Here is a 25,526-nt window from a genome sequence, read left to right as displayed (position 1 = left end):
AGCCGAAGGGCGGGGCCGCCCCCGGTCAGCGCTGGTCGGCCTGGGGGAACATCCCGACGAGGTTCTCCTCCTCGGTCGGCAGGCTGCGCTTGATGACGTCGAGGTGGTCGAGCGCGATTCCGGCGCCGATGGCGACGCACTCCAGTGGGTTATCAGCCACGTAACACGGGACGCCGGTCTCCTGGGTCAGCAGTTCATCGAGGTGACGCAGGAGGGCGCCGCCGCCGGTGAGCACGATCCCGCGGTCGATGACGTCGGCGGCGAGCTCGGGCGGAGTCTTTTCGAGGACCGCCCGGACCGTCTGGACGATCGTCCCGAGGCAGTCCTGGATCGCCTGAGCGATCTCCGTCGAGGTGAGCGAGATTGTCTTCGGAAGGCCGCTGAGCTGGTCGCGGCCGCGGACTTGCGTGGCGAGCCCTTCATCGAGCGGGAGGGCGCTGCCGATGGCGATTTTGATCTCCTCGGCGGTCTTCTCGCCGATGATCAGGTTATGTCGCCGGCGCACGTAGGCCATGATGGCCTCGTCGATGCGGTCGCCGGCCATGCGGACCGACTCCGAGACGACGATGCCATACAGCGAGATGACCGCCGCCTCGGTGCGGCCGCCGCCGATGTTGACGACCATGTTGCCGCGGGCCGTGCCGATGGGAATCCGTGCGCCGATCGCGGCGGCGAGCGGCTCGGGGACGAGGTGGGCCGGCTTGCGGGCACCTGCCTGCTCTGCGGCATCGCGGACCGCGCGCTGCTCGACGCTGGTGACGCCAGCGGGGACGGTTACCATGACCTCGGGGCGGATGAGATTGAACCGCCCGGTGATGAGGCCGATGAAGTAGCGGAGCATCGCCTCGGTGGTGAGGTAGTCGGCGATGACTCCGTCGCGCATCGGCCGGATGACGCTGATGGAGCCGGGGGTGCGCCCCTGCATCGCGCGCGCTTCGTTGCCGACGGCGACAATGGCATTGTCGCGGTTATGGCGCGCGACAACGCTCGGTTCATTGACGACGATCCCCTGGCCTTTGACGTAGACCAGGATGTTTGCGGTGCCGAGGTCGATGCCAACTTTTTTCGGGGCGAGGAACTCGAAGGCCATCAGGCTCGTTCCACCTCGACCCCCATGGTACGCAACTTTTCGTCGAGCCGCTCATATCCCCGGTCGAGGTGGTAGATGTCATCGATGATCGTGGTGCCCTGGGCGACGAGCGCTGCCAGCAGGACGGCAGCGCCGGCGCGGACATCGAGCGCGCGCACGCGGGTGCCATGGAGCTGGGTCGGACCGGAGACGATGGCCGACGAGCCGGTGGACACGATTTCGGCGCCCATTTTGCGCAGTTCGCTTACGTAGAGCATGCGGTTGTCGAACACGCGCTCGTGGATGATCGACACGCCGTTTGCCTGTGTGAGGAGCGCGCCGAACGGCGCGTGGAGGTCGGTGGCGAGCCCGGGGTATGGCAGAGCCTGGAAACTGACGGCGCGGATCGGCCGCCCGCCCCGGACGTGCATGCCGCCGGGTTCCGTGGTGATTTCGGCGCCTGCCGCGCGGAGCTTATGGAGGAGGGCATCCATCACCTCCCATGGCGCCTCATCGAGAAAGAGCTCGCCGCCGGTCATCACCGCGGCGATGGCCCAGGTCCCGGCTTCGATCCGGTCGGGCATGATGCGCGCCCGGACACCGTGCAGCCGCTCAACGCCATCAATTTCAAGCATCTGGGTGCCGACGCCGGTGATGCGGGCGCCCATGGCATTGAGGAGGTGGCAGAGCTCCTGCACCTCAGGTTCGGTCGCGGCGTTGACGATGGTCGTCTTCCCGCGTGCGACGACGGCCGCCATCATGACGTTTTGGGTGCCCGAAACCGACGGGTAGTCCATGAAGACGCGGGTACCGGTCAGCCCGGCCGGAGCGCGCGCAACGAACCGTTCGCCTTCGCGGGTGACGGCAGCACCCATCGCCTCGAACCCGGACAGGTGCACATCGATCGGCCGCTGGCCGATGACGTCGCCGCCGGGAGGGGCTGACGCAGCGAACCCGTAACGGCCGAGCAGGGGGCCCATCACCTGGAATGAGGCCCGATTTTCGCTGATGAGCTCAGTCGGCGCTTCGAAGGTGGCGACCCGCGCAGCGTTCAGGAGGAGGGACCCGTCGGGCAGCCGCTTGACTACGGCGCCGAGCGCCCGCAGGAGGTCCGCGAGCGAGTCGACATCGGAGATGTAGGGGACGTTCTCGAGGATGACGTCCTCGTCGGTCAGAAGGGCGGCGCACATCGCGGCGAGGGCGTGGTTCTTGGCGCCGGAGATGCGGACGCGACCGTGCAGGACTGCCTCACCCTGCACGATGTACCGTCCGCCGCGGACTCGTGTGGTCATGTCGATGGCCAGTCTAGGGCGCCCGGTCGCATGAGGCGAACAGGACGCCGCACCGGAACGCGCAGCTAGGCAGGCCCCGCCGTCGCGCCGGGGGCTACACCTGTGGGCGGCCAGTGGTCCGGCGGCGGCGCTGCTCGGCGACGCGGAGGCGGAGGAGGGCGCGCTGGAGGGCAGCCTGGGCGCGGGCGAGGTCGACATCGCGGTCAGCCTGCTCGCGGTAGCGCCTGATGCGCTCTTCGGCGCGCCGACGGGCTTCTTCGGCGCGGGCGATATCGATCTCCTCGGCAGCTTCCGAGGCGTCGGCCAGGATGGTGACGTGGTCGTTCCGGACTTCGAGGAATCCGCCGGTCACGACGAACGCTTCTTCCTGACCGGCCCGGCGGATGATCATTTCGCCGGGCTCGAGCGTCGTCATCAGGGCAGCATGCTTGGGATAGATGGCGAGCTGCCCTTCGGCACCCGGGACGATGAGGGCATCGACGCCCTGTTCGACGCGGACCACGCGCTCGGCCGTAATGAGTTCGACCGTGAGCGGCATCGGTTACTCCTGAGCCAGGCGCCGGCCTTTTTCGACCGCGCTATCGATGTTCCCGACCATGTAGAACGCCTGCTCGGGCAGGCCGTCGTGCTTTCCTTCGAGAATCTCTTTAAAGCCGCGCACGGTTTCGCGGACCGGCACATACTGGCCCGGGTTGCCAGTGAACTGCTCGGCGACGAAGAAGGGCTGAGTCAGGAAGCGCTGGATCTTGCGCGCGCGGGCAACCGTCAGCTTGTCTTCGTCGGAAAGTTCGTCGATGCCGAGGATGGCGATGATGTCCTGCAGGTCCTTGTAGCGCTGGAGAACGCGCTGGACACCGCGTGCAACCTCGTAGTGCTCCTGGCCGACCACGCGAGGCTCGAGGGCGCGGGAGAACGAGGCCAGCGGGTCCATGGCCGGGAAGAGCGCCTGCTCGGCGAGGGAACGCTCCAGTGCGACGACGGCGTCGAGGTGGCCGAAGGTCGTGGCCACACCAGGGTCGGTGTAGTCGTCGGCGGGTACGTAGATTGCCTGGAACGACGTGATCGAACCTTTCTTCGTGGAGGTGATGCGCTCCTCGAGTTCGCCCATCTCGGTGGCGAGGGTCGGCTGGTACCCCACAGCCGAGGGCATGCGGCCGAGGAGGGCGGAGACCTCCATGCCCGCGAGGGTGTAGCGGTAGATGTTGTCGACGAAGAAGAGGACGTCGCGCCCCTCTTCGTCACGGAAATATTCCGCCATGGTGAGGCCGGTGAGGGCGACGCGCAGGCGCACGCCGGGCGGCTCATTCATCTGGCCGAAGACCATGGCCATCTTGGCGAGCACGCCGGATTCCTTCATTTCATGCCAGAGGTCGTTACCCTCACGGGAGCGCTCACCCACGCCGGCGAAGACGGAGTAGCCGCCGTGCTCGCGGGCAATGTTGGAGATGAGCTCCTGGATAACGACGGTCTTCCCGACGCCTGCGCCTCCGTACAGGCCAACCTTCCCGCCGCGGACGAGCGGGGCGATCAGGTCGATGACCTTGATGCCGGTCTCGAGGACGGAGGGCGCGGTCTCCTGCTCCTCGAAGGTCGGCGGGTCGCGATGGATGGGCCAGCGGGGTGCGTCGTCGGGCGCGGGGAGGTCGTCGATCGGCTGGCCAAGGACGTTGAACATGCGGCCGAGCGCCTTCGGACCGACGGGCACCGAGATCGGCGCGCCGGTATCGACCGCGCGGACACCACGGCGAAGGCCGTCGGTCGAGTCCATTGCGAGGCAGCGCACCCAGTTGTTGCCGAGGTGCTGCTGGACCTCAGTAACGAGGACCGAGCCATCCTCGCGGATGATATTCACCGCGTTGAAGAGCGCCGGGAGACGGTCAGGCGGGAACTCGACGTCGATAACGGTACCGATGATTTGGACAACGCGACCTTCGGTAGCAGTCATGACCATGCGTAGACCTCCGCGAATGTAGGAACGGGCGTGGGGTGCGCCGTGTTCATGCGGCAGCCCCCGTGAGAAGTCCCAGGTCGACCTGGGTCAGCGATTCGAATTCCCGGTCGGGGTCGGGGAGCGGCAGCCCTCGGGTGTACGGGGTGCGAACGGCCCAGACCGTCATGCCGGCAGCGCGTGCCGAGAGGATGCCTGCGGGCGCATCTTCGAACGCCAGGCAGCGTGCCGGTGGGACCTCGAGTCGTCGGGCAGTGAGCGCATAAATCGCCGGGTCGGGCTTCCCTTCCGCGACATCGCTGCCGGTCACCACTACCGAGAAGGCGTCGAGCAGGCCAATTCGCGCGAGGCAGGCTTCGACCCAGGGCTGAATCGAAGACGAGGCAACTGCGAGCGGCACGCCAGCCCGCTGCAGCGCGCGGACCAATTCGACGGCGCCCGGCAGCGGTTCCGCTTCTGAGCGGTACTTCTCCAGCATGATCTCGCGGTAGAGAGCCGAGTATCCATCGAGCGGCCGGCGCAGCCCGAGGTCGCGCGCCATATCCCGCCAGCCTGTCTTGGTTCCCATGTACGGCTTGTACGCTTCGAGGGAGATGGAGAGGCCCTCTTCGGCGAGGAGCTCGTTGACAGCGCGGAAATGCAGCGGCTCGCCGTCCACGAGGACGCCGTCCATATCGAAGATGACCGCTGCAAACCCGGCCAGTGTCAACCCTCCAGCGCGGCGGCGCCGCCGACGATGTCGAGCAGCTCCTTGGTGATCTGCTCCTGGCGTGCCTTGTTGTAGGTGAGCGTCAGGTCACGGGTGATTTCATTTGCGTTGTCCGTCGCGTTCTTCATCGCAACCATCTGCGCGCTCTGGAAGCTGGCGGCGTTCTGGAGCACCGCTTCGTAAATTTGCATCTCGACGTAGCGCGGCAGCAGCTGGGCAAGCACCCGGTCAGGCGACGGCTCGAAGATGAAATCCTGGGCGAACGTCGACGCGCCCGCCTCGTCCTCCTCCATGCGCGGCGGCTCGATTGGCAGCAGCTGACGGATGACCGGCCGCTGCGTGGCCGTCGAGACAAACTCGGGGTAGCTCACGTAGACGCGGTCGAACAGGCCGGCGAGGTAGTCGTCGATCACGAGCCGTGCGATGGGCGCGACCTGCGCCTGGCCGGGATAGTCGCCGAGGTCCGTGAACTCTGCGATGACGTTGACGCGGGCGCGGATGAAGAAGTCGCGGCCCTTCTTGCCGACGGCGATGACTTCGACAGGCTCGCGCTGAGTCGCAACGAAGGTACCCGCGCTCCGGTTGAGGTTTGAATTCAGGCCACCGCAGAGGCCGCGGTCGGGCGTGATGTGCAGGAGCGCGATGTTCTTGACTTCGCGGGTGACGAGGAGCGGATGTGCCGGTTTTTCCGGGTCGACGGTCGCGGCCGCGAGGCCGGCAATGACGGTCCGCAGCTTCTCGGCGTACGGCCTGGCCTGGAGCGCGCGGTCCTGGGCGCGACGCATCTTAGAGGCAGCGACGAGCTGCAGCGCGTTCGTGATCTTCGCCGTGTTCTTGACGCTCTGGATGCGTCGTCGGAGCTGCCGGATGGTGGCCATAGTTCCCTACGTTCCCTTCGCGGTGACCGTCTGCCGGGCGTGAGGTTCGCCTAGTACGGCACCGTCTCCTTGAAGGTCTTGATGACGTTCGTGATGCGCTCCTGCAGTTCGGGCGTCATCACCGGGTTCGCCTGGATTTCGTCCATGAGCGCCTTCTCGTTGCTCGCAAGGTACTTGCGAAGCTCGTTCTCGAAGGAGCGGATTTTCGGGACCGGCACATCGTCCAACATGCCGCTCGTGAGGGCGTAAATCACGAAGACTTCCTCAGCGAGGCTCAGCGGCTGGAACTGGTCCTGCTTGAGGATCTCGGTGGCGCGCTGGCCGCGCTCGAGCTGGCGGCGGGTGGCGGCGTCGAGATCGCTGGTGCCGAACTGGGCGAAAGCGGCGAGCTCCCGGTACTGCGACATCTCGGCCTTGAGGCCTGCGGAGACCGCCTTCATCGCCTTCGTCTGGGCCGCCGAACCGACGCGGCTCACCGAAAGACCGGTGTTGATCGCGGGCCGGATGCCGGCGTTGAAGAGGTCCGTTTCGAGGTAAATCTGGCCGTCCGTGATGGAAATGACGTTTGTCGGGATGTAGGCCGAGACGTCGTTTGCCTGCGTCTCGATGATTGGCAGTGCGCTGAGCGAACCACCCTTCTCAAGACGAGCCGCCCGCTCGAGGAGGCGGCTGTGGAGGTAAAAGACGTCGCCCGGGTACGCCTCGCGGCCAGGCGGCCGGCGCAGGAGAAGGGACATCTGGCGGTACGCCCAGGCGTGCTTGCTCAGGTCGTCATAGACGATCAGCGCGTCGCGGCCCGATTCCATGAACTCCTCGCCCATGGCACACCCGGCATACGGGGCGAGGTACTGGAGCGCGGCCGACTCGGAGGCATTGGCGGCGACGACGATGGTGTGCTCCATCGCGCCGTACTCTTCGAGCATGCCGACGACCTGGGCGACCTTGGCCGCTTTCTGCCCAATCGCAACGTAGATGCAAATGAGGTCGCCGCCCTTTTGGTTGATGATCGTATCCAGCGCGATCGCGGTCTTACCGGTGGAGCGGTCGCCGATAATGAGCTCACGCTGGCCGCGGCCGATTGGGAACATCGCGTCGATCGCCTTAATGCCTGTCTGCACCGGGACCGAGACGCTCTTCCGGAGGGTTACACCAGGCGCGATGCGCTCAACGGGGCGTGTCTTCGTCGTATTGATGGGCCCCTTGCCGTCGATCGGGTTGCCGAGCGGGTCGACTACTCGCCCGATGAGCGCATCGCCGACCGGCACCTCGATGACGCGGCCGGTGGAGCGAACTTCATCGCCTTCTTTGATGCCCGAGTAGTCGCCAAGAATTACGGCGCTGACCGATTCCTCTTCCAGGTTCAGCGCGATACCCATCGTCCCGTTCGCGAACTCGAGCAGCTCGGAGTACATCGCTCCTGAGAGCCCGTGGATCCGAACGACGCCGTCGCCGGCTTCGATGACGGTGCCGACGTCGGTGGCGGTGACCTTCGAACCAAAGTGTTCGATTTGCTCGCGAAGGATGGACGCGATTTCTTCAGCGCGAACTGCCATACGGCACTACCCCTTCCTGACTGCCGTGCCCGTCACCGGGCACCCTCCAGTTCACGACGCAGCAGCTTGAGCCGCGTCCGGATGCTTCCATCGATAAGGCGGTCGCCGACACGGATGATGGCGCCCCCGATGATGGTCGGGTCCACCTTTGTCGTCGCGATGACCTTTTTCCCGAACCGTTCGCTGAGCTGGCGCTCGATCGAGGCGACGCGTTCGGCCGGCAGCTCGACAGCCGTGGTGACTTCGGCATGGGCGATGCCCTCGTAGTCGTCGGCGAGCCGGTTGAAGGCATCGGCCACGGCGCGGGCGTCGAGTGACCTCCCCTTCTGCACCAGTAGTTTCGCCAGGTTCATGACCAGCGGCGAGACGACCAGGACACGCTCGAGGGCCGCAAACTTTTGCTCTAGCGGGATTTTCGGGTCGGCGAGCATGGGTGCGAGCTGGGATTCACTCAGCACCGTGGCGACATCGTTGACCTCCGACCGCCAGGCCGAAACTTCGCCGCGGTCGCGGGCGAGTTCGAAGGCAGCCTGTGCGTAACGCCGTGCCGCAGCGACGTTCGCCATCGTCAGTTCCCGCTGAACCGGGACTCGGCCAGCGTTTCTTCGATGACACGCTGGTGAGCCTGGGGGTCGAGCGACTGGTTGATGACCTTTTCCGCCGCGGCGACGGTGATGGCGGCGAATTCCCGGCGGAGCTCGGCAATAGCCCGGTCCCGTTCGAGCTGGATTTCGTTGCGGGCCTTCTCAAGGGCGGCCTCGCGCTCGCGTGCGGCCTGCTCCTTTGCCTCGGTCTCGATGCGCGTCGCGATCGCCTGAGCGTTCGCAACGATCTCCTGGCCCTCCTTCCGGGCGGCCTCGAGCTGCGCCTGGATGTTGGCCTGCGCAGACGCTGCCTCGCGCCTCGCGATCTCAGCGGCGTTGAGCCCCTCGGCAATTCGCTGCTTCCGCTCGTCGAGCATCCGCAGGACAGGCCGGTAGAGGGTAAACCGCAGGATGACCAGCAGGATGGAGAAATTGACCAGCTGGGCTACGAGGAGCGGGACGCTGATACCGAGGGCGGAAAATGCCTCGCCCATGGCGAAACCCCTTTCGTGCGCCCGGCCGCGTTTGCAGCCGGGGAGGCCGGACTAGATGACGAACGCGATGATGAGCGCGGAGAGGAGCGCGTAGATGCCGATGGCTTCGGCGAACGCGACCGCCAGGATCATATTCGTCTGGATTGCCGCGCGGGCCTCTGGATTGCGGCCAAGGGCTTCCATGGCCTTGCCAGCCAAATTGCCGATTGCGAGCGCGGGGGCGATGCCACCGACCGCCATGGCGAGCGCTGCGCCGATGGCCTTCGCCGCGTCGGTCTCAAGGATGACGAGGAACGGCAGGTAGCTGAGAAGGTTCATGACTGATATGCCTCCGTTGCACCTTCCTGAGGTGCCATGATCTGGGATACTCGCGAACAGGCGTTAGTGCGCCTGGACTGCCCCCGGTTCAAGGTGGTGCGCGGTCTCATGCCCCTCTCCTCCGTGGTGGTCGCCGTCGTGGTGCTCCTCATCACCGTGATGCTCCACAGCGCCGACAGCGAAGACGAGGAGCAGGAGGGAGAAGACGATCGCCTGGATGAGGCCGACGAACAGCTCGAGCCCATAAATGCCGAGCGGAGCGACGAACGGCGCCAGGAATGTCAGGATCAGCAACAGAACACCGCCGGCGAAGATGTTGCCGAAAAGACGGAATGAGAAGCTGATAATGCGGATGAACTCTGAGATCAGCTCAAGGAGTCCGACAAATGTGAGAACCGGGTTCTTCAACGGGCTGATGAAGAACTTGCCGAGGTAGCCGATGCCGAGCGACTGGAACCCCCAGAATTCGATTGCAAGGAAAGCGAAGATTGCAAGAGCAAGGGTATTGTTCAGCTCACTGAAAGCTGCGCGGAAGAACGGGTACACTAGCGCAATTTTGTCGCCCGGGAATTCGAGGGCGGTGAAGGTGACGCCCAGCGCATGGCTGGTTACGCCGTGGTGTTTCTCGCCGTCCTTCGCGTGCGCGTCCTTGTCCGCGGCGATGAACTTGGGAGCCTTCGGGTCCGCCTGGAGCGCGGCGAATGCCGCCTCCACATCCTCCCTGGAGGCGTGCCCCTCGCCATGCGCAGCATCGGACTGCGCCTCGAAGTCCGTGTAGAACTCGGCGAGGGCCACGATGTACCGGTCCACGACGTCAGCTGGGTCGTCGCCTTCGTGAATTTCGAACTTGAAGGTCCTGGCGCCGGGCGCGGCGACTCCGACACCACCGGCATCCTCCATCTGCCAGGCGAGGAAATGCTTATTCTTGTCGAAAACCTTTCCCTTCTCGGCTTTCTCCTGAATTTCGTGGAAGATTTCGTGACCGTAATCCTTGGTCCAGCCGATGGATTTAAAAATCGGCGTCAGAGCGATCCAGTTGGCTACGAGAATGAACAGGAAAAAGGTGCCGACGACGGGGAAAAAGCGCCGGGTGTTCTTCTCACCGGCGATTTCTTCAACCTGACCGTAGAGGAATTCGATGATGGATTCGATAAAGTTCTGGGCACCGGAGGGGATGAGCTTCATGCTCCGCGTCATGAGGAAGGTGCCGAGGATGAGGACGGCCATCGCCAGCCACGACGCCATTAGGGTGGAGGTTATTGGCATGAAGCCGACCTTCCACACCACCTCGCCAGGGATGACGATGTGGGGTTCGGGCCCCGCCGCGACGAAAAAGCCGGTCGCAAGGACCGCAAGGACGACGACAGCGATGAGGATGATCTTCAAGCCGACCTCACTCCGGTGGCTCGTCGCCGAGCCGGCCCATCAGGGGCTGGAGCATACGGTAGCCGCCGATGAGTGCAACAGCTAAGCCGATGACAATCCCGATGAGCGTGAATGTGGGCTCGAGGCCGGTCCGGTCATCGGCCCACCGGCCGATGACCACCCCGAGGATAACGGCGGTCGCGAAGAACCACCCGGCTCCGAGCAGGCTGGCTGCAGGAACGAGCCACCTGTTCATGCACCATCCCGGGAGCGTCCGGTCTCAAGACCCCGCGCATCATAGAGTGATTGTGAAGCAATGCGCAAGCGGACCCGGGAAATAACTGGCCCGCCAGGGAGGCGGGCCACGTTACTAGCGCTTGCCGAGGTCATCGAGGTCAAGCCCCTCGATGAACTCCTTGAAGACGCCCAGCTTTTCGAGCTCCTCGGGGTCGGCCGGTTTCGTCTCTTCGAGCGGGCGGGACGGCGCTGACCGCTCTTCGCTCTCGTCATTCTCCTCGAGGATCACTCCGGCGCGGTCGAGCACGGACTCTTCAGCGAATATCGGCGCATCCACCCGGACGGCAAGCGCGATCGCATCTGAGGGTCGGCTGTCGACTTCGAGCGTTCGGCCGTTCACGTCGAGGACGATCCGCGCGTAGAAGGTGTCGTTCTCGAGGTCGTTGACGACGATATAGGCAACGCGGGCGCCGAGCTGCTCGATCATATTCCGGAGCAGGTCATGCGTGAGGGGCCGGGCCACTGCGACATCCTGGAGGCGGACGGCGATGGCGTCGGCTTCGGCGGGCCCAATCCAGATAGGGAGGTAGCGGTCTGAGTCCTTCTCGCGAAGGATGACGACGCGCTGGTAGTTCATGAGGCTCAGCCTGATGCTTTCGATGCTCAGCTCTCTCATGTGAGCCCTCCCGGGAGGCTGCGGGTGATATCCTCCCAGCCTCGATGATAGGTTCGCGCGGATCGGGCAGTCAACGATGCGAAAGGGCGGCCAGCCGCGGCCCGCTGTCGGCTCCCCTGCCGCTGCGGAGGTTCGCTACGGCGACGGCGCCGATCGCGAGCGCCACGATGGCGAAGACGGGCCCGACGCCGATGACGTCGCTTAAGGCGCCGGCCGCTACAACGGGAATCGATGAGGCGACCGCGGCCATGGCCGCCTGTGTTGCGCCGACCCGACCCCGAAGGGTCAGGGGGACCCGGTCATCAATGACGGTCTGGGCGGCGACCGACACGACTGCGTAGGCGAATCCGAGCGGCAGCATGACTGCCATGGCTAATACGCCGCCACCATCGAACCGGCCGATGGAGACGTTATTCAGCCAGGCGAAGAGACCGAAGCCGCCGAGGAATGCGGCGAGCTGGTTGACAATGGCCAGCAGGCCAAGGCAGGTGACGAAGACGATGAATCCGGAGCTGCTGAGCAGCGAGTGCGGCACGCGCCGGGCGAGCAGGCCCGCAATCCGCAACCCGGCGGCAACACCGATTACTGCGGGCAGCAGGACGATGGCGCCAAAGTCAATGCGGACGCCGAGGACGTCGGTGATATACGTCGGGATAAGGCCGCTCAGGATGATGACGGTCGCGGAGATGAGCGTCAGCTCAACGGCGGCGTGCAGTACGGCGCGGTCGCTACGCATCGCGCGCCAGCCTGCAGTCCACCAGCGGCCGCCGGGCTCCCCACCGACCTCGCGACGCGCAGGCGCGGCCGTGCTTCCGATCAGCAGCGCCTGGACGGCGGCAATGGCGAAGAGGCCTGCACCGAGAGCGAAGAGGGCATCGCGCGATTCAATCAGGCGAAGCACCACCGGTGTCACGACCCCGAGGCCGATTGCCTGGGCAGCACCACCGACGGCCTGGCTAATGGCATTGGCGCGGGCGAGGTCGTCTTTGCGGACAATAGCCGGGAGGATCGCGCTTTCGGCTGTGCCCGCGAATTGCGACGTCGTGGCGAGCAGGACGGCGAAGGCGTAGTAGCTGAGCGTGCTGCCGCCCTCGCGCAGGAAGGCCAGGCAGATGAGCACGCGGGCGACATCGGCAAGGACGACGATGAGCCGTTTGGGGAGGATATCGGCTGCTGTGCCGGCCACGATCCCGGCGACTGTCGAGGGGACAACCAGGGCGAGCACGAGGAGCGAGGTGTACACCGCTCGCCCGGTCTCCTCGGTGATGAGGAGCACGAGACCGAAGTTCAGGGCGTTTTGGGCGACCCGGGATGAGAACCGGGTGTAGCTGAGCATCCGGAACGGACGCTGCTGCCACAGCGGGACTGCCGGGTGTCCGACGGTCTCAGTCCGCATGGCGGGCACGCCCCTTGACCCTGCTCTCGAACTTTCTCCGCTCGAGGAGGACGCGACGTCCGCAGGTGAGGCACTCGATGCCGATATCGGCGCCGACACGGTATATTCGCCATTCCCAGCCGCCGCAGGGATGCTGGCGCTTCATCCGGACAACGTCGCCCTCGGCGAGGTCAACGTCCATCTCGAGCGGCACGAAGCGCGTCGCGCAGAGCGCAGGCTGCGTCAGCGGCTGCCCCCGGGCTTGAGCCTGCGTAGAGGATGCTCCGCGAGGCATTGACCAGGACATGACCGTGGCGGTAGCCGGCGGCGCGGATGACGTCTTCGGGCGTCCCGCCCTGGGAGCCGACGCCCGGGATGAGCAGCGGGAGTCCGGGGACGAGTTCCCGCACGCGCGCCAGCTCAGCGGGGGCAGTCGCGCCGACCACGAGCCCGGTGTTCGCGCCCCACCCGGCGACGGTTGCGGCGACGTACTCGAAGAGCGGCGTGCCATCGGCGAGCTGGAGCGACTGGAAGTCCCTGGCGCCAGGGTTCGACGTGCGGCAAAGCAGATAGACACCCCGGTCGCCGTAGGCGAGGAAGGGCTCGACCGAATCACGCCCGAGGTAGGGATTGACCGTCACCGCGTCAAAACCCCAGGCCTCGAACAGGGCACGGGCATAGGCTTCGGCCGTCGAACCGATATCCCCGCGCTTTGCGTCGCCGATGACCGGCACCTCGCCCGGGATGGCTTCGAGGGTCATTTCCAGCGCTCGAAGGCCAGGGACGCCCCATTGCTCGAAGAAGGCGACATTGGGCTTGTAGCAGGCGGCATAAGGCAGCGTGGCGGCGATGATGTCGCGGAGAAAGGGGGCGACCTCCTCAACGCGGTGACGGCGAAAGTCGGGGTCCAGGCCGACGCAGACGAGCGAGTCGAGCGCGCCTGACCGTTTTTCCAGCCGTTCAAAAAATGTCATGGCACGGCCTCCTCTGTCGCCGGCGGAAAGCCGAGCCGGGCCATGCGTTGCCGAAAGTCCTCCGGGTCCTGGCTCACGATGAGGTCGATACCGCCCGGCCCGGGGCCAAGCGCATCCATCTCCCGCAGCAGGTCGACCGCCCGGCGGGCGACAGGCTCGGAGGTGTCGACGAGGGTGACACCGGGGAACTCCTCCGCGATGACCGGGGCGAGGAAGGCGTAGTGGGTGCACCCGAGGACAACGGTGTCGGCGCCGGCCGCAATTTCGGGCCCGAGGAGTTCCCGAAGGCGTGCGCGGACGGCAGGGGAGGTGTGGACTCCCTGTTCGACCGCCTCGGCGAGCCCGTGACCGGCGACCCTGGCCACCTGCGTTCCGCGCCCATATTCGTCAACGACGCGCCGCAGGAGTTCGCCGTCGAGCGTCCCCGGGGTCGCAAGGACGACCACCCGGCGGCTTTGCGACCGCCGGGCAGCGGGCTTTACGCCGGGGACCATACCGACAAACAGCACGCCGGGGAAAGCCTCCCGGAGGTCTGCCAGGGCGGCAGCGGAGGCCGTGTTGCAGGCGACGACGATCAGTTTGACGTCGCTCTCCAGCAGGCGATGGGTGATGGCGAATGCCCGCTTTCGGACCTCAGGGGCCGGCCGTGGGCCGTACGGAAACCAGGCCGTATCGGCGAAGTAGAGGACGCGCTCGGCAGGGGCGAGCTCACGGAAGGCGCGGAGAACGGCGAGCCCCCCAACGCCGGAATCGAACATTCCCACGGGCCTTTCGTCCATCGGTGGCAAGGGTACCACGGGCAGGTTGCTGGCCCTCGTCCAAATCCATGCACGATAGTTGGCCTGATGGTTTCGGAGCTTGACGTCCTGCTTCTGCCGCCGGCGCACCAGTGGCCGGCCGCCGATGCGTACGCAGTGGTCGATGCACTCAGAGCGACGACGACGGCGGTTCTGCTGCTTCATCATGGGGCCAGGGCCGTTATCGCGGCCGAGAGCGAAGCCGGGGCGAGGGCAGTCGCGCAGGAACGGGGCGCGCTGCTGGCCGGAGAGGTTGGTGGGCTGCCGCCGCCCGGGTTTGACATGGGGAACAGCCCGGCCGAGGTCGGGAGCCATGCGGTCGCCGGCCGGGAGGTCGTGCTCTTCACCACGAACGGCACGCTTGCCCTCTGCGCCGCTGCGGCGAGGGGCCCGGCTGCAGCCGCGTGCGCGCTCAACGCGGCGGCCGCTGCACGATGGCTGGCGGAGCGGCATCGGGTTGCCATCGTCTGCGCGGGGGAAGAACACGGGACGGTCTTCGCCCTGGAGGACCTGGCGGCCGCCGCCTGCATCGTCCGGGCGCTGGTCGCTGCGCGGCCCGACCTCGAACTCGGGGATGGGGCACGGCTGGCGCTGATGCTCCCGGACCCCGTGACGGCCATCGGAGCGAGCGCGCACGCGGACGCGCTCCGGGCACTGGGCCTCGGGGAAGACATCGCTGCAGCGCAGGCGGTCGACACGGTACAGCTCGTGCCGGTCGTCACGGCCCTGGGCGCCGGGTGGGTCCGCCTGGAACCGGTCCGCGCCTGACATCCCTCCAGCGCCGCTCGAGCTCGGCCAGCTCGGCGGGTCCGGGCTCGCGGCCGCCGTAGCGCGCCGATTCGAAGGCCCGGGTGATGTCGTCGGTCACCTCAGTCATGAAGGTCTGGTGGAGGACCGGGGCAAACTCGTGCGGGGTTTGCGACGGCTGGCGGGGACGTCCCCGGTGTTCGGCATCATCGAGCACCTCCAGGTAGAGGCGCGCAGCGGCTGAGTCGCCGGGGGACGGCCGCCCTCCCGCGCGGCCGCGGAACAGCGCACCAAGCATCGACCGGAGATCGTCGCGAAGGCTCCCGGCGGCGCCAGCAGGGGCAGACGCTTCGCGGAGCCGGGCGTAGCGGCGCCGCGCCCGTGTCCAGGCGAGGACGATGCCGGCGACCAGGCCGACAAAGGCCAGGAGCGCCAGCGTGCGGAGGCCGAACAGCCCGATCTGCTCGGCGACCGAGGTGTCGCCGGCGGGCTCGTCCCGAGACTGCTGGCCCGCCTGTTCGATGGCGCGGTTCAGTCCTTCGAAGGGGTCGATGCCGCCGAACAGGCGCTCGAAGATGGCCGTGAGCACCCAGGCGACGGGCGTCAGGACGACGATCAGCACCGCCTCCACGGCAGCGCCGAGGGCCGGCAGGACGGTCGGGCCCAGGAGCCTGGCCGCGACACCGAAGATCAGAAAGCCCACGACCGCGATCGCGCCCACGCCGCCGAGCAGGGCGCCGGCGAGTCCTCCTGACCGAAGGGTGCCGAGGGTCGCACCCCCGAGCGCGAGCTGCGCACATGCCAGGGAGAGGACGGCAACCGCGAAGAACGCGGCCGTGAGCGTTGCGAGGTCGCCGGCGCGGGAGGAGCCGGCGCCCAGGACCGCGGCGGCGATGACGATGGCAAAGGGAATGAAGAGCGTCCGGGGGTGCCCTTCGAGGTCGAAATCCTGGTCGCTCCGGATGGCGCCGCGGGCCCAGGCCGCCGCAAGGACGAGCGTGGCGGCGATGGCCGGTGCGCCCGAACGCATCGTCGACTCCGGCTCGCGGTAAAAGTCGGGGAGCCAGCGGAACGTCCAGGCCGAGAAGTCGCCCGTTGTTGCGAGGCCCGCAGCCGTGTAGACGACAGCCAGACCCAGCCCGAGCAGCGCAGCCGTCGCGCGGCCCTCGTCGAGGGTGGCACCGACCACCCGCGGCAGGACGAACCCGGCCCCCAGCACGGCGAGCACTGCGGCGAGCCCGGCAGCCGGTGCGTCAGGGCCGAACATGAGGCTGACGAGCAGCCCGAGCACGGCGAGGGCCAGGGCATCGGCGAGGAGCGCCAGTGCGATCGCCGCCGCGCCGATCATGCGAGGGCCTCGGCCGGCTGAAACGCGGCAGCGACCCGCTCCACCGTCACGCCGGGGATGTCCGCGCGGGCAGCGCGGTCGGTCGTTGCCAGGAGATGGACGCGGTGCCCCTCGGCCGCCAGCCGTGCCAGCGCCTCTGCGAGCGGCGCCGGGACGAGCGCGGCCACGGCGATGAGCGTCGAACCTGCTTCGATGCGACCCATCTCGCGGCGGATGGCGCCGGCGAGATCGCCCATGGTGAGCGGCTGCACGACGGCTAGGGCTTCGAGGAGACGAACGAGCTGGTCGCGCGAACGGGACGGCGGCAGGCGGATAGGGCGATCGGCGTCGGGGTAGGCACCGTTAGCGAGCAGGCCCACCGCGTAGCGCGCGCCGGCAGCCCAGGCGATGACGGAGGCAGCGACGGAGACGAGCCGTTCGAGCTCATCGGAAAGGTAGCCCTCCCAAGCGTGCTCGAGGGTATCGATGTTGAGGAGCACGTAGAGCTGCCGGGTAGCGGAAGGCTCATAGACCCGAGAGCGGAGGTCGCCGGCCCGGGCCGTGGCCTTCCAATCGATACGCCGGAGGGGGTCGCCGGGGCGGAACTCGCGAAGACCGGCGATGCGCAGCGGGTCTTCGAAGATCCGCTCGCCGCCGCGCGCATCGCCGAATGGCCGCTCCGCGGGCAGGCCCAGGTCGGGCAGGCGGTACACCCGCGGATAGACCACCAGGTGGTCCAGTTCGGTGTCTTCGGTCCGGGCGGGCCAGGCCCCGAGGATGTCGGAAGAGCGGATGGATGCCGGCCCGAGCTGGTGGTAGCCGCGGCGGGCCGCGGTGAGCGTGAAGGTCCACCGTTCGACGGCATACCAGCCGATGGCGCCCCGGCGGACGAGGTAGTGGAGGCCCGGCACCGCGGACGCGGCAAGCCGTTCCCCGGCAGCGCGGAGATGCTCGCCCAGTGCGAGGCGCCACTCGAACCAGGGCAGTGGCAGGGGCTTACGGTTGACGAGCCTGACCTCGAGCTCGACCGGCTCGTCGATGAACACGCGCCGCTCCGCGAGCGAGCGCCGGAGTTCGAGGCGGTCGAAGAGGTGGTTCGACCACCAGCGGGAGGTCACCCCGAGCGCCATCGTTCCGAGCCCGACCATGGCGACGAGCGGCAGCCCCGCGCCGAAGCCGATGATGAAGAGCAGCCCACCAAGCAGGGGCCACGAATCGCGGAAGGGCATGGTCAGCCCTCCAGCGGGACCGGGACACGCTCGACGACGTCGGCGAGCAGCTGCTCGACATCGCGGCCGCGGAGCCGGGCCTGGGTCGAGAGGATGAGGCGATGGGCCAAGACCGGCCCGGCCAGGGTTTTCACGTCATCGGGGAGCACGTAGTCGCGCCCTTCGAGCGCAGCATGGGCCCGCGCGGCGCGGAAGAGCGCCAGGGCTGCGCGGGGACTGGCGCCGAGCTCGAATGCAGGTTCAGCGCGGGTGGCCTGAACCAACCGGACGATGTAGCGGCGGACCGGCGGCGCGACGTAGAGCCGCTGGAGCCGGCGCGCGAGCGTGACGAGCGCCGGGGCATCGATGACTGGGGCGAGCGCCTCGAGCGGGCTTGCAGCTTCGAAGCGCTGGAGGATCCGGTCCTCGTCCTCTTCGCTGGGGTAGCCGAGGCGGAGGCGCAGGAGAAAGCGGTCGAGCTGGGCTTCGGGCAGCGGGAACGTGCCTTCGAGTTCGACCGGGTTCTGGGTGGCAATGACCAGGAAGGGCGAGGGCATGCGGACAGTGGTGCCCTCGACGGTAAGCTGGCGCTCCTCCATCGCCTCGAGGAGAGCGGCCTGGGTCCGCGGAGTCGCGCGGTTGATTTCGTCGGCGAGCACGATCTGGGCGACGAGTGGCCCTTCGCGGAAGACGAATTCGCCGAGCTTCTGGTTGTAGTACGTGATACCGGTGATATCCGACGGCATCAGGTCGGGCGTGAACTGGATGCGCCGAAAGGAGCAATCAAGCGACCGTGCGAGCGCCTTGGCGAGCGTTGTCTTCCCGGTCCCGGGCACATCCTCGAGGAGGATGTGGCCCTCGCAGAGGAGCGCCACGAGCGCGAGGTCAACGACGCGGTGGTTGCCGACGATGACCCGTTCGATGTTGGCGCGGAGGCGCTCGGCGGTGTCGCGCACCTGTGCGACCTCGGCGGGAGACAGGCGGTCCGGTTCGGGAGATTCGGCCATCGGTGGCGGGATGGTACCCGGTTCGGCGGAGGGCCGCGAATGCCCGTCGCCGGGCGGCCCCGTAGACTGCTGCCGTGCGAGACGTTACGGCGGTGTCCCTCGGCGACAATAGCGTCTACCTGGTCACCCTCGATGGCGCGCGCGTACTCATCGACACCGGGCCGGACTTCCGCGGTGCTGCAGCAGCGATCGAGGAGGTACTCGGGCGCAGGCTGCCTGACGTTGTTGTCGCGACGCACGGCCACCTCGACCACGCCGGTCTCGGGGCGTGGTGGCAGGCGCGCGGCGTGCCGGTGGCGATGCACCGGCTGGACTGGCCGCTTGCAACGGGCGAGGAGCCGTCAGCCGAGGAGTTCGCCGCCCTCGAACGGTTCGTGCAGGACTGCGGAGCGCCTGCCGACGTTGCGCTGGAGGCGCTGGCCGGCATCGAGGCGCGGCGGCGGTGGTCGGCTGAGGCGCGGAGCGGCGACTACGGCCCCGCCGGGAGAGACCGGCGTTGGCCGACAGGACTGCGGTACGTTCCTTTCACTCCGTCTAGAGGTCTTGAGGCGGCCGTGGTGCCCGGGCTCGAGCTGATTCACCTGCCGGGGCACACGCCTGGCAACGCTGTGGCCTGGGTGCAATCGGAAGGGTGGCTGTTCTCGGGCGATCAGCTCCTGCCAGGGCTGACGCCGACGCCGGCACTCCAGGGACATCACGGAGCCGGCGGGCCGGACTGGCGGCTGCGGAGCCTGCCGCTCTTTCTCGACGGTCTCCGGCGGATCCGGGAGCTGGCGCCGGTGCGGTGCTTTCCCGGGCACGGCGAGCCGTTCGGCGACGTGACCGCCGTGGTGGACACGAACCTCGCGCAGACCAAGCAGCGCGCCGAACGGGCGCTCGACATCCTGCGGGCGGCCGGGCCCTGCACGGTTTACCAGCTCGCCGAGGCGCTCTACCCTCGGGCGGTCCGGCGGCGCTTCTGGCAGATTGTGGCGACGGTCCAGGGGCTGCTCGACCTGCTCGAAGCCCGGGGACAGGCGGTCAACGACGGCGTTCGCTGGGAAGCGGCTCAGGCAGCGAGCGCTTCGCGCTCCTGACCCGGTTCGACAAGTTCGGCGCTCATGAGCCAGCCGACCAGCTCATCCCGGTGCTTGAGCACAACCCGCCGGGCAGCGCCGGGGATGCGCACCAGTTCGAACTCCTCGGGCCGGGCCGTCGTGACCTCTTCGACCGCATCGACGAGGAGCGCAGCCGCACCTTTGCCAGCTGAGACGACGATGAGCCGCCGGTCGGGCGAGGTCTCCGCGTGGCCGAGGCCGAGGCGCGCGGCGAGGTCGATGACCGGGACCGCGTTGCCGCGGACCTGCGTGAGACCGAGGACGTGCGGAGGCGCCCCGGGAGAGGGCGTCAGCGAGCCTGGCACGAGGATTTCGCGGACATCGTCGATGGGAAGCGCCTGGAGCGTCCGCCCAACGCGAAAGATGACGCACTGGACCGGCGCCGAAGGAAGAGCTGCTTGTGCCATGACATCCGACCTCCCGCCGCGGTTATCGGATGGCCGCAGGCGCCGATGGAGGCTCCGGACGGCCGTTTGCTAGGATTGTCACGTGGGGTTTACCGAACTCGCCAACGCACGGCTTGAGACGATCGGCTTCCGGTCGACGGCGCCAAGGAGGGCCGTGCTGCGGGCAATCGAAGCGGCGGGCGCCCCGTTTACGGTGGAGGACCTTTTGGCAAGCCTCCCTGATGTCGGGCGGGCGACGGTGTTCCGCACGATCAAGCTCCTGCACGAGCTGGACCTGCTCTGCCGTGTGCCGCTCGAAGACGGAAGCGTCCGCTACCAGCTGAGCGAGGGCGGACATCATCATCACCTCGTCTGCCGCGGCTGCGGGCGGTTCACCGAGTTCACAGACCTCGAACTCGACGCCCGGATCCAGGAACAGGCGCGGGCGCATGACTTTATTCTCGAAGGGCACGCCGTCGAGCTGTACGGTCTGTGCCGCGAGTGCCGCGGGCAGGGCGCATAGGCCGGGGTGGCGGAATGGCAGACGCAGCCGGCTTAAACCCGGCGGCCGCGAGGCATGTGGGTTCGAATCCCTCCCCCGGCAGAACCCCATCCCGGGCTTGACGCGATATCTCGATGGTGAGGGCCGGCGCCGGCCGCAGGGCAGGCACGGGCGGGCGCGCTCTGCCCGGCTGAACCAGCGGGCTGGCGGGTCGAGCACCGGTCCGGGCCCGGCGCCGGCCCTTCAGGCGCGCACTTTACTCCCATGCAGGAATTGGATAAGGCGCTTATGGCAAATCCCAGGGGTGAATGTTCGCGTCGCGAATTATGGCGACCGGCGGCCGCTACGGGGTGCCCGCATGGGGAGCGACGTCGCCCTCGTAAGGCGTGGCCGAGTGCGCGACCTGGCGGAAGGGCTCGAACATGGTATCGAAACGGCGCACCTCGGCCGGACGCCGAATGCCCTGGTGTTCGCAAGCTGACCCGACTGAGCAGCTGGCGCAGCAGTACTTCCGGCCGGCCATAATGTGCGGCGGAGACGTGTAGACTGCATGGCAGCGGATGCAGCGCTGAGGCTCGGCGTTCGTCATCGGGCTCCCCGGGATGTCGATTCGCTCACATTCTGCGCAGGCACGGCACTCCGCGAAAGTTGATCAATCGCGCAGGTACCAATGGTTCGCATCAACCGCGTTTACACCCGAGCCGGGGACACCGGCACCACCGCCCTGGGGGGCGGCCAGCGCGTTCCGAAGGAGAGCCTCCGCATCGAGGCGTACGGGACAGTCGACGAGCTCAACAGCGTGCTTGGGGTGGCAATCGCCTCCGGGCTCGATCCATCGATGCGGGAGCGGTTCCACATCATCCAGCAGGTGCTGTTCAACCTCGGGTCCGATCTCTGCATCCTCGAGGAGGATAAGGAGCGGCTGCCGGTGCCGCGGGTCGAGCCGCGGCACGTCGAACAGCTGGAGGGCTGGATCGACGAGTGGAACGATGCGCTGGAGCCGCTCACGAGCTTCATCCTGCCTGGAGGGGACCTCGCGGCGGCCCAGCTCCACGTCGCGCGGACGGTTTGCCGCCGTGCCGAGCGGGCGGTGGTGGCGCTCTCGCGGGAGGAGCCGATCGGCGCGGAGGTGATCCCGTTCCTGAACCGCCTCTCAGACTTCCTCTTCGTCGCGGCCCGGTACCAGGCAAAGCTCGCCGGTGTGGGCGACATCCTCTGGGACAGCCGGAAGTACTGAGGAGGCGGCGACGATGGGGCCATTCGAGGGAAAGGTCGGCGTTGTGACCGGGGGCGGCACCGGCATCGGACTGGCATGCGCCCGGGCAATCGTCGAAGGCGGCGGGAGGGTGTTCCTTGCGGGCCGGCGCGAGGCGGTCCTCCGGGCGGCGGCCGAGCAGCTCGGACCGGCTGCAGGTTACGTCGTGTGCGACGTCACCGACGACGCGTCAGTCGCTGCCGCGTTCGCGAGGCTCGAGGAAGCCGCCGGGGCACTCCACCTGGCCGTCAACGCAGCGGGCACTGGAACGGTCGGGAGCGTCCTGAATGGGCCGGTCAGCGAATTCACGCGTGTGCTGGAGACAAACCTGACTGGCGCCTACCGGGCGATGCAGCACGAGGCGCGGCTGATGGCCCGCTCCGGGGGCGGGAGCATCGTGAACATCAGCTCGATTGCCGGGACGCACACGCACCGGTGGATGACGGCATACTGCGTGGCCAAGGCGGGGCTCAACATGCTCACGCGCTGCGCCGCGGACGACCTCGGTGAGCTGGGTATCCGGGTGAATGCGGTCGCTCCAGGGCTGGTGCCGACCGACCTGGCGGCGGGGCTCATCGCGAACGAGGAGACGGTAGCGGAATACCTCCGGAGGATGCCGCTGGCCCGGCTTGGCACGACTGAGGACATTGCGAATGCCATTGCCTTCCTCCTGAGCGAGGAGGCGAGCTGGATTACCGGAATGGTCGTGGCAGCCGACGGAGGCCACCACCTCCGCCAAGGGCCCGACCTGCTCCACCAGTTCCGGCCGCTGTTCGAAGGCGTCGCCGGCAGCCCGGCTCCGGGCCGGGCTTGACACGCCCGCGGCCGGCCCTACGCTAAGCCTGCCCGGCAGCCCTACACCTACCGGCCGGGAAACAAGGAGTGCACAGGAATGGCGGATCTCAAAGAAGCGGCAGAGCAGTTCGCGAAGGACCTCGTGAACCAGAACATCGCGGGCCTCATGATGGCCTTCACCCCAAACGGGATGGGGCAGGCGATGGCTCTTCAGTCGCAGATGCAGGCTGCGGGCGGCCCACAGCCGACCGGAACCCCGACCGTTACGGTGGAGCTGCAGGGCCAGGAAGGCGACGACCACCTGGTGGACATCGTGATGTCGTCGGATGCCGGGACCCGCACCATCGCGACCCGCTGGAAAGACGTGGCGGGCTCGTGGAAGGTTGACGGCATCGCGCTGAAGGCCTGACCGGCCGGCGCGCGGTTGTGTCACCGGGCCGCCCGCGTGGGCGGCCTTTCGCATGCCTGCAGGGTCGGCCTGCTACCCTAGGTGGCATGGCGGAGACTCTGACTGGAGCGCGGCCGCTGCCCTGGCCGCAGCGTGTTCGGCGGTTCATCGACGTCGGCTGGACGTTCCTCGTCATCTACCTCACGTACAAGCGGCTGCAGAAATTCCCGGCGCGGGACCCCGAGGAACGCGCCCGGCGGCTTTCTAACGCGCACCTGGCGAATGCCCGGCGGATTTATGCGCTCGCGACGCGGATGGAGGGACTGCTGATCAAAACGTGCCAGTTCATCTCGAGCCGGGCCGACGTCGCACCACCGGAGTACATCAGCGTGCTCAGCCGCCTGCAGGACCGGGTGCCAGCGCGCCCGTTTCGCGAGGTTGCCGAGCAGGTACGACGTGAACTGGGCGCACACCCGGATGCCATCTTCGCTGAGTTCTCGCGGACACCCATCGCGTCGGCGTCGCTGGCCCAGGTGCACCGGGCGCGGACGAAAGACGGCCACGATGTTGCCGTCAAAGTGCAGTACCCGGGCATCGACCGCATCCTTGAGACTGACCTGCGCAACATTTCAATCCTCGTGCGAATCCTGGCCCGGATTGAGCCGAACTTCGATTTCCGGGTGATTATGGATGAGCTGAACCGGCAGGTGCCGCGGGAGCTCGATTTCATCCTCGAGGGGCGGAGTGCGGAGCGAGTGGCCCGCAACCTCTCGCACCGGCGCGACATCCGGATTCCGAAGGTGTACTGGCAGTACACCGCCCGGCGCGTACTGACGACCGAGTTCATTGAGGCCACGAAGATTTCGGACATTCCGGCGCTCATCGCCCAGGGCATCGACCCGAATGATGTGGCGCTCATCATGACGGAGGCGTACTGCGAGCAGATTCTCGTGCACGGCTACTTCCACGCGGATCCGCACCCGGGCAATCTGCTGGTGCTGCCGGGGCCGGTAGTCGTGTTCATCGACTTCGGGCTCTCGAAGGAGCTCCCGGAGGACTTCCGGCTCAACTATGCGCGGCTGGTGGTGGCGATGATGCGGCAGGATGAGCGGGAGATGGTGGAGGCGTTCCGGGCCATTGGCTTCCGGACGAAGTCGGACGACCCGGAGACGCTCATCGCGCTGGGGCGGTCATTCTTTGAGGCAGCAGGGCCTGAGCAGAAGCCCTACATCGACGCGGATGTGATGCCCGAGGTCAACGAGCGGCTGGCGCGCATCCTGAACGCCAACCCGGTCACTGAGATCCCTGGGGAAATTTTGCTGATTTTCCGCGTGCTCGGGCTGATGAGCGGGCTGCAGAAGCGGCTGGACAGCCGGGTGAACATGTTCGAGACGATTACGCCGTACGCCGAGGAGCAGGCAAGGCTGCTCGAAACGCGCGGGGCGGGAGAAGCGGCAGGCTGAGTGGTCACATGAGCCAGCCGGCGATGGCGCGGAAGAGCGCCGTCGCGCTATCCCAGCCGAGGTAGAGCAGCGCGGCGGCCTGGACGGCAACCACGAGCCCGAGCGCTGCGACGAGGATGTTCCCGGCCAGGTTGCGGCGCCGCTGAGCGGCCCGGGCTTCCCGCTCGAGCCGCTCGAGTTCTGCGCGGAAGAACGCGCGGTCGTATTCGCGGCGGAGTTCAGGCTTCGAAAGCACCGCGTAGGCCTCGTTGAGGCGCTGCATCGCCTCCCGGGCGGAATCGTCGTACTGGGCCTGGCGCATCAAGTCGTCCGAGAGGCGCGCGTAGGCGGCCTCGATGCCCGCAAGGTCAGCCTTTGGGGGCAGGTTGAGGATCGAGTAGTAGTCGACCAGCCGGGGCTCGGCCATTGCATGCCCTCCCTACGGAAATAAGACGGCAGGGCGCAGGCAAAGATGAAGGCCTCGAGCGGCCGGGGAAAAAGAGTTCAGGGGGTACGGGCGAGCCCGGCGATGTAGTAGCGCACCTGGCGGAGCGGCGTCTCCCGGTCGATGGGCGCGCCGCCGAAGACGTGCGCGAGGATAAACATGTTGAGGATGCCGGTAATCGCGGTCGCGCAAACAGGAACCGCGTCGGAGCGGAGTTCGCCGGCGGCCATGCCCCGGGAGAGGATTTCGTCGAGCGGGAGGCGCACCCGTTCCCCAAGCGCATGGGAGAACTCGGCCATGGGCACGCCGCCGAGTCCGAAAACTTCTCGCAGGACGAGCGCGATGATCTCCTCCTGCTGGAGGAAGTAGTCGAGATACCGCTCGCAGTAGGCGAGCACCTGCTCCGCGACCGGCGCTTCGGCCGGGAGCTGGTTTCGAATGGTTTCCGCCATCTCTTCGAGAATCTGGCGAACGATGCTGGCGTAGAGCCCTTCTTTCGACCCGAAGTAGTAATAAATCATAGGCTTCGTCGTGCCAGCATCTTCTGCAACTTCGCGCAGCGAGGTGGCAGCGAAGCCTTTCTGGGAAAAGTGGCGCAACGCACTCGCGAATATACGGTCGCGAACGTCGGATTCTCTCGCCTGGTCCTGGCCAGGAT

At 67.3% G+C, this 25,526-nt stretch carries 30 protein-coding genes and 1 tRNA gene; 8 read left to right on the top strand and 23 right to left on the bottom strand.

Annotation, left to right across the window (positions count from 1 at the left end; genetic code table 11):
* Window positions 1-25: 25 nt before the first annotated feature.
* The 17 genes from mreB to murI all read right to left on the bottom strand — a co-directional run bounded on the left by mreB (window position 26) and on the right by murI (window position 14,251).
* The gene (gene mreB / locus A9A59_RS08105; protein ID WP_098503797.1) at window positions 26-1,090 is read right to left on the bottom strand and encodes a rod shape-determining protein; all 1,065 of its coding nucleotides are present in this window, start codon (window positions 1,088-1,090) and stop codon (window positions 26-28) included.
* Entirely contained in the window at window positions 1,090-2,361 is a 1,272-nt protein-coding gene (murA, locus tag A9A59_RS08100; RefSeq protein WP_098503796.1) for a UDP-N-acetylglucosamine 1-carboxyvinyltransferase, read from the bottom strand. The genes mreB and murA overlap by 1 nt, the downstream gene beginning before the upstream one ends.
* Before the next feature lie 94 nt (window positions 2,362-2,455).
* Entirely contained in the window at window positions 2,456-2,899 is a 444-nt protein-coding gene (locus tag A9A59_RS08095; RefSeq protein ID WP_098503795.1) for a F0F1 ATP synthase subunit epsilon, read from the bottom strand.
* A gap of 3 nt (window positions 2,900-2,902) precedes the next feature.
* Window positions 2,903-4,306 (bottom strand): F0F1 ATP synthase subunit beta, encoded by a 1,404-nt coding sequence (atpD, locus tag A9A59_RS08090; protein ID WP_098504840.1) that lies wholly within the window; start codon window positions 4,304-4,306, stop codon window positions 2,903-2,905.
* 52 nt (window positions 4,307-4,358) lie between these two features.
* Window positions 4,359-5,018: an HAD family hydrolase gene (locus A9A59_RS08085; protein WP_133117561.1), complete on the bottom strand. Its 660-nt coding sequence runs from the start codon at window positions 5,016-5,018 to the stop codon at window positions 4,359-4,361.
* On the bottom strand, window positions 5,015-5,896 hold the full coding sequence (gene atpG, locus A9A59_RS08080) for an ATP synthase F1 subunit gamma (protein ID WP_098503793.1): 882 nt from the start codon (window positions 5,894-5,896) through the stop codon (window positions 5,015-5,017). The genes A9A59_RS08085 and atpG overlap by 4 nt, the downstream gene beginning before the upstream one ends.
* A gap of 50 nt (window positions 5,897-5,946) precedes the next feature.
* On the bottom strand, window positions 5,947-7,449 hold the full coding sequence (gene atpA / locus A9A59_RS08075) for a F0F1 ATP synthase subunit alpha (protein WP_098503792.1): 1,503 nt from the start codon (window positions 7,447-7,449) through the stop codon (window positions 5,947-5,949).
* A 32-nt stretch (window positions 7,450-7,481) separates the two neighbouring features.
* The gene (atpH, locus tag A9A59_RS08070; protein ID WP_098503791.1) at window positions 7,482-8,015 is read right to left on the bottom strand and encodes an ATP synthase F1 subunit delta; all 534 of its coding nucleotides are present in this window, start codon (window positions 8,013-8,015) and stop codon (window positions 7,482-7,484) included.
* A gap of 2 nt (window positions 8,016-8,017) precedes the next feature.
* Window positions 8,018-8,527 (bottom strand): F0F1 ATP synthase subunit B, encoded by a 510-nt coding sequence (gene atpF, locus A9A59_RS08065; protein WP_098503790.1) that lies wholly within the window; start codon window positions 8,525-8,527, stop codon window positions 8,018-8,020.
* 51 nt (window positions 8,528-8,578) lie between these two features.
* Window positions 8,579-8,845 carry an ATP synthase F0 subunit C gene (locus A9A59_RS08060; RefSeq protein ID WP_098503789.1) on the bottom strand — a complete coding sequence of 89 codons (267 nt, stop codon included), beginning with the start codon at window positions 8,843-8,845 and terminating at the stop codon, window positions 8,579-8,581.
* 63 nt (window positions 8,846-8,908) lie between these two features.
* On the bottom strand, window positions 8,909-10,231 hold the full coding sequence (locus tag A9A59_RS08055; protein ID WP_098503788.1) for a F0F1 ATP synthase subunit A: 1,323 nt from the start codon (window positions 10,229-10,231) through the stop codon (window positions 8,909-8,911).
* Window positions 10,232-10,238: 7 nt separating this feature from the next.
* Window positions 10,239-10,466, bottom strand: a complete 228-nt coding sequence (locus A9A59_RS08050; RefSeq protein ID WP_098503787.1) for an AtpZ/AtpI family protein — start codon at window positions 10,464-10,466, stop codon at window positions 10,239-10,241.
* Between the two features lie 114 nt (window positions 10,467-10,580).
* Window positions 10,581-11,123 carry a bifunctional nuclease family protein gene (locus A9A59_RS08045; protein WP_098503786.1) on the bottom strand — a complete coding sequence of 181 codons (543 nt, stop codon included), beginning with the start codon at window positions 11,121-11,123 and terminating at the stop codon, window positions 10,581-10,583.
* 70 nt (window positions 11,124-11,193) lie between these two features.
* Window positions 11,194-12,519 (bottom strand): MFS transporter, encoded by a 1,326-nt coding sequence (locus tag A9A59_RS08040; protein ID WP_098503785.1) that lies wholly within the window; start codon window positions 12,517-12,519, stop codon window positions 11,194-11,196.
* Window positions 12,509-12,700, bottom strand: coding sequence for a DUF951 domain-containing protein (locus tag A9A59_RS08035; protein ID WP_098504839.1), 192 nt, complete (start codon window positions 12,698-12,700; stop codon window positions 12,509-12,511). The genes A9A59_RS08040 and A9A59_RS08035 overlap by 11 nt, the downstream gene beginning before the upstream one ends.
* Complete coding sequence (gene pyrF / locus A9A59_RS08030) at window positions 12,690-13,472, bottom strand: orotidine-5'-phosphate decarboxylase (RefSeq protein WP_098503784.1); 783 nt, start codon at window positions 13,470-13,472, stop codon at window positions 12,690-12,692. The genes A9A59_RS08035 and pyrF overlap by 11 nt, the downstream gene beginning before the upstream one ends.
* Window positions 13,469-14,251: a glutamate racemase gene (gene murI / locus A9A59_RS13755; protein WP_165772588.1), complete on the bottom strand. Its 783-nt coding sequence runs from the start codon at window positions 14,249-14,251 to the stop codon at window positions 13,469-13,471. Before murI ends, pyrF begins: the two co-directional genes overlap by 4 nt.
* Window positions 14,252-14,317: 66 nt before the next feature.
* Here murI and A9A59_RS13750 point away from each other — a divergent pair, with 66 nt between their 5' ends.
* The gene (locus A9A59_RS13750) at window positions 14,318-15,037 is read left to right on the top strand and encodes a 2-phosphosulfolactate phosphatase (RefSeq protein WP_133117559.1); all 720 of its coding nucleotides are present in this window, start codon (window positions 14,318-14,320) and stop codon (window positions 15,035-15,037) included.
* Here the strand turns inward: A9A59_RS13750 and A9A59_RS08020 are convergent.
* The 3 genes from A9A59_RS08020 to A9A59_RS08010 are packed head-to-tail and all read right to left on the bottom strand — an operon-like array spanning window position 14,988 to window position 18,558.
* Complete coding sequence (locus A9A59_RS08020) at window positions 14,988-16,364, bottom strand: DUF4129 domain-containing protein (RefSeq protein ID WP_098503782.1); 1,377 nt, start codon at window positions 16,362-16,364, stop codon at window positions 14,988-14,990. The genes A9A59_RS13750 and A9A59_RS08020 overlap by 50 nt on opposite strands.
* Window positions 16,361-17,572 (bottom strand): DUF58 domain-containing protein, encoded by a 1,212-nt coding sequence (locus A9A59_RS08015; protein ID WP_098503781.1) that lies wholly within the window; start codon window positions 17,570-17,572, stop codon window positions 16,361-16,363. Before A9A59_RS08015 ends, A9A59_RS08020 begins: the two co-directional genes overlap by 4 nt.
* 2 nt (window positions 17,573-17,574) lie before the next feature.
* Window positions 17,575-18,558, bottom strand: coding sequence for an AAA family ATPase (locus tag A9A59_RS08010; protein ID WP_098503780.1), 984 nt, complete (start codon window positions 18,556-18,558; stop codon window positions 17,575-17,577).
* A 74-nt stretch (window positions 18,559-18,632) separates the two neighbouring features.
* Here A9A59_RS08010 and A9A59_RS08005 point away from each other — a divergent pair, with 74 nt between their 5' ends.
* A complete protein-coding gene (locus tag A9A59_RS08005; protein WP_098503779.1) occupies window positions 18,633-19,634 on the top strand; it encodes an MBL fold metallo-hydrolase in 1,002 nt (333 codons plus the stop codon).
* Here A9A59_RS08005 and A9A59_RS08000 read toward each other — a convergent pair.
* On the bottom strand, window positions 19,607-20,062 hold the full coding sequence (locus tag A9A59_RS08000; RefSeq protein ID WP_098503778.1) for a chemotaxis protein CheW: 456 nt from the start codon (window positions 20,060-20,062) through the stop codon (window positions 19,607-19,609). The two genes, A9A59_RS08005 and A9A59_RS08000, sit on opposite strands and share 28 nt — an antisense overlap.
* Window positions 20,063-20,144: 82 nt before the next feature.
* Between A9A59_RS08000 and A9A59_RS07995 the strand changes: the two genes are divergently transcribed.
* The 6 genes from A9A59_RS07995 (at window position 20,145) to A9A59_RS07965 (ending at window position 24,444) form a co-directional block, all read left to right on the top strand.
* Window positions 20,145-20,564, top strand: coding sequence for a Fur family transcriptional regulator (locus A9A59_RS07995; RefSeq protein ID WP_098503777.1), 420 nt, complete (start codon window positions 20,145-20,147; stop codon window positions 20,562-20,564).
* Window positions 20,565-20,645: transfer RNA gene (locus tag A9A59_RS07990), tRNA-Leu, on the top strand. It abuts the gene before it with no gap.
* A gap of 568 nt (window positions 20,646-21,213) precedes the next feature.
* Entirely contained in the window at window positions 21,214-21,780 is a 567-nt protein-coding gene (locus tag A9A59_RS07980; protein WP_098503775.1) for a cob(I)yrinic acid a,c-diamide adenosyltransferase, read from the top strand.
* A gap of 13 nt (window positions 21,781-21,793) precedes the next feature.
* The gene (locus A9A59_RS07975) at window positions 21,794-22,612 is read left to right on the top strand and encodes an SDR family NAD(P)-dependent oxidoreductase (protein WP_098503774.1); all 819 of its coding nucleotides are present in this window, start codon (window positions 21,794-21,796) and stop codon (window positions 22,610-22,612) included.
* Between the two features lie 78 nt (window positions 22,613-22,690).
* Window positions 22,691-23,002, top strand: a complete 312-nt coding sequence (locus A9A59_RS07970; RefSeq protein ID WP_098503773.1) for a hypothetical protein — start codon at window positions 22,691-22,693, stop codon at window positions 23,000-23,002.
* A gap of 86 nt (window positions 23,003-23,088) precedes the next feature.
* Entirely contained in the window at window positions 23,089-24,444 is a 1,356-nt protein-coding gene (locus tag A9A59_RS07965; protein WP_098503772.1) for an ABC1 kinase family protein, read from the top strand.
* A 4-nt stretch (window positions 24,445-24,448) separates the two neighbouring features.
* Here A9A59_RS07965 and A9A59_RS07960 read toward each other — a convergent pair whose 3' ends face one another.
* Entirely contained in the window at window positions 24,449-24,850 is a 402-nt protein-coding gene (locus tag A9A59_RS07960) for a J domain-containing protein (RefSeq protein WP_098503771.1), read from the bottom strand.
* Window positions 24,851-24,927: 77 nt separating this feature from the next.
* Window positions 24,928-25,467, bottom strand: a complete 540-nt coding sequence (locus tag A9A59_RS07955; protein ID WP_165772587.1) for a TetR/AcrR family transcriptional regulator — start codon at window positions 25,465-25,467, stop codon at window positions 24,928-24,930.
* Between the last annotated feature and the right edge of the window lie 59 nt (window positions 25,468-25,526).

Source organism: Tepidiforma thermophila (assembly GCF_002563855.1).
Classification (GTDB): domain Bacteria; phylum Chloroflexota; class Dehalococcoidia; order Tepidiformales; family Tepidiformaceae; genus Tepidiforma; species Tepidiforma thermophila.
The sequence above is the reverse complement of the archived record's forward strand: the minus strand, read 5'-3'. Positions and strand labels throughout refer to the sequence as shown.

What these genes read in the sequence shown, in the direction of transcription:
- mreB (WP_098503797.1), bottom strand. Translation starts at nt 1,090, where the DNA reads ATGGCCTTCGAGTTCCTCGCCCCGAAAAAAGTTGGCATCGACCTCGGC.
- murA (WP_098503796.1), bottom strand. Translation starts at nt 2,361, where the DNA reads ATGACCACACGAGTCCGCGGCGGACGGTACATCGTGCAGGGTGAGGCA.
- A9A59_RS08095 (WP_098503795.1), bottom strand. Translation starts at nt 2,899, where the DNA reads ATGCCGCTCACGGTCGAACTCATTACGGCCGAGCGCGTGGTCCGCGTC.
- atpD (WP_098504840.1), bottom strand. Translation starts at nt 4,306, where the DNA reads ATGACTGCTACCGAAGGTCGCGTTGTCCAAATCATCGGTACCGTTATC.
- atpG (WP_098503793.1), bottom strand. Translation starts at nt 5,896, where the DNA reads ATGGCCACCATCCGGCAGCTCCGACGACGCATCCAGAGCGTCAAGAAC.
- atpA (WP_098503792.1), bottom strand. Translation starts at nt 7,449, where the DNA reads ATGGCAGTTCGCGCTGAAGAAATCGCGTCCATCCTTCGCGAGCAAATC.
- atpH (WP_098503791.1), bottom strand. Translation starts at nt 8,015, where the DNA reads ATGGCGAACGTCGCTGCGGCACGGCGTTACGCACAGGCTGCCTTCGAA.
- atpF (WP_098503790.1), bottom strand. Translation starts at nt 8,527, where the DNA reads ATGGGCGAGGCATTTTCCGCCCTCGGTATCAGCGTCCCGCTCCTCGTA.
- A9A59_RS08060 (WP_098503789.1), bottom strand. Translation starts at nt 8,845, where the DNA reads ATGAACCTTCTCAGCTACCTGCCGTTCCTCGTCATCCTTGAGACCGAC.
- A9A59_RS08050 (WP_098503787.1), bottom strand. Translation starts at nt 10,466, where the DNA reads ATGAACAGGTGGCTCGTTCCTGCAGCCAGCCTGCTCGGAGCCGGGTGG.
- A9A59_RS08045 (WP_098503786.1), bottom strand. Translation starts at nt 11,123, where the DNA reads ATGAGAGAGCTGAGCATCGAAAGCATCAGGCTGAGCCTCATGAACTAC.
- A9A59_RS08040 (WP_098503785.1), bottom strand. Translation starts at nt 12,519, where the DNA reads ATGCGGACTGAGACCGTCGGACACCCGGCAGTCCCGCTGTGGCAGCAG.
- A9A59_RS08035 (WP_098504839.1), bottom strand. Translation starts at nt 12,700, where the DNA reads ATGGACGTTGACCTCGCCGAGGGCGACGTTGTCCGGATGAAGCGCCAG.
- pyrF (WP_098503784.1), bottom strand. Translation starts at nt 13,472, where the DNA reads ATGACATTTTTTGAACGGCTGGAAAAACGGTCAGGCGCGCTCGACTCG.
- murI (WP_165772588.1), bottom strand. Translation starts at nt 14,251, where the DNA reads ATGGACGAAAGGCCCGTGGGAATGTTCGATTCCGGCGTTGGGGGGCTC.
- A9A59_RS13750 (WP_133117559.1), top strand. Translation starts at nt 14,318, where the DNA reads ATGGTTTCGGAGCTTGACGTCCTGCTTCTGCCGCCGGCGCACCAGTGG.
- A9A59_RS08020 (WP_098503782.1), bottom strand. Translation starts at nt 16,364, where the DNA reads ATGATCGGCGCGGCGGCGATCGCACTGGCGCTCCTCGCCGATGCCCTG.
- A9A59_RS08015 (WP_098503781.1), bottom strand. Translation starts at nt 17,572, where the DNA reads ATGCCCTTCCGCGATTCGTGGCCCCTGCTTGGTGGGCTGCTCTTCATC.
- A9A59_RS08010 (WP_098503780.1), bottom strand. Translation starts at nt 18,558, where the DNA reads ATGGCCGAATCTCCCGAACCGGACCGCCTGTCTCCCGCCGAGGTCGCA.
- A9A59_RS08000 (WP_098503778.1), bottom strand. Translation starts at nt 20,062, where the DNA reads ATGGCACAAGCAGCTCTTCCTTCGGCGCCGGTCCAGTGCGTCATCTTT.
- A9A59_RS07980 (WP_098503775.1), top strand. Translation starts at nt 21,214, where the DNA reads ATGGTTCGCATCAACCGCGTTTACACCCGAGCCGGGGACACCGGCACC.
- A9A59_RS07975 (WP_098503774.1), top strand. Translation starts at nt 21,794, where the DNA reads ATGGGGCCATTCGAGGGAAAGGTCGGCGTTGTGACCGGGGGCGGCACC.
- A9A59_RS07970 (WP_098503773.1), top strand. Translation starts at nt 22,691, where the DNA reads ATGGCGGATCTCAAAGAAGCGGCAGAGCAGTTCGCGAAGGACCTCGTG.
- A9A59_RS07965 (WP_098503772.1), top strand. Translation starts at nt 23,089, where the DNA reads ATGGCGGAGACTCTGACTGGAGCGCGGCCGCTGCCCTGGCCGCAGCGT.
- A9A59_RS07960 (WP_098503771.1), bottom strand. Translation starts at nt 24,850, where the DNA reads ATGGCCGAGCCCCGGCTGGTCGACTACTACTCGATCCTCAACCTGCCC.